General features: G+C 48.2%; 1 protein-coding gene. It reads left to right on the top strand.

Annotated features, from left to right (window positions below; all coding sequences use genetic code 11):
* Nucleotides 1-1202 (top strand): glutamate synthase-related protein (locus tag A3738_RS18020; RefSeq protein WP_255376179.1); only part of this gene is annotated, 1202 nt, incomplete at both ends.

Here is a 1202-nt window from a genome sequence, read left to right as displayed (position 1 = left end):
TGCAAAAGCTTACGCTGACTTAATCACTATTTCGGGTTACGACGGTGGTACTGCTGCTAGTCCATTGACCTCTATTCGTTATGCAGGCTCTCCTTGGGAGCTAGGCTTGAGCGAAGCACATCAAACGCTTCGCGGTAACGACTTACGTGGTAGCGTTCGTTTACAAACAGATGGTGGTCTTAAAACGGGACTTGATGTTGTAAAAGCTGCGATGTTGGGTGCTGAGAGCTACGGTTTCGGTACAACGCCGATGGTGGCTCTAGGTTGTAAATACCTCCGTATTTGTCACTTGAATAACTGTGCAACAGGTGTTGCTACGCAGAACGAAAAACTGCGAGAAGAGCACTTTAAAGGCACTGTCGAAATGGCGATGAATTNCTTCCGCTTTGTGGCTGAAGAAACGCGTGAATGGATGGCTAAGTTAGGTGTTCGTAGTCTTGAAGAGCTCGTAGGCCGCACAGATCTTCTCGAAGCATTAGAAGGCTCGACTGACAAGCAGAAGCAACTCGATCTTAGCGCTATTTTATCGGATGGTGGGGTAGCAGAAGATAAGCCGCACACCTGCGAAGTCGTGCGTAATGAGCCTTTCGATCAAGGCTTGTTAGCGGAGCGTATGGTTGAGGAATTGCTTCCAAGTATTGAAGGTAAAAAGGGCGGTGAATTTAGTTTCAACGTGACTAACTGTGACCGTTCAGTTGGTGCTCGTCTGTCTGGCGAAATCGCTAAACGTCACGGTAACCAAGGTATGAGCGAACAAGCAATTACGCTCAAGCTTAATGGTACTGCAGGCCAGAGTTTTGGTGTGTGGAATGCTGGCGGCCTGAACATGGATCTAGAAGGTGATGCAAACGATTATGTCGGTAAAGGCATGACCGGCGGTCGTCTTGTGATTCGTCCGCCAGTAGGAAGTGTATTTAAGACTCAAGAAACGTCTATTGTCGGTAACACCTGTTTATACGGTGCAACCGGTGGTGAGATGTTTGCTGCAGGTACTGCTGGTGAGCGATTTGGTGTACGTAACTCCGGTGCTGTAGCAGTAGTCGAAGGTGCTGGTGACCACTGCTGTGAATATATGACTGGCGGTCAAATTACCGTGTTGGGTAATACTGGCTACAACTTTGGTGCTGGTATGACGGGCGGTTTTGCGTACGTTCTAGATCAGGACAATAGTTTCGTTGATAAGTACAACCGCGAGTTGGTTG

The sequence above is a fragment of the Oleiphilus sp. HI0066 genome (assembly GCF_001635725.1).
This window is presented reverse-complemented; position numbering and strand designations above follow the sequence as displayed.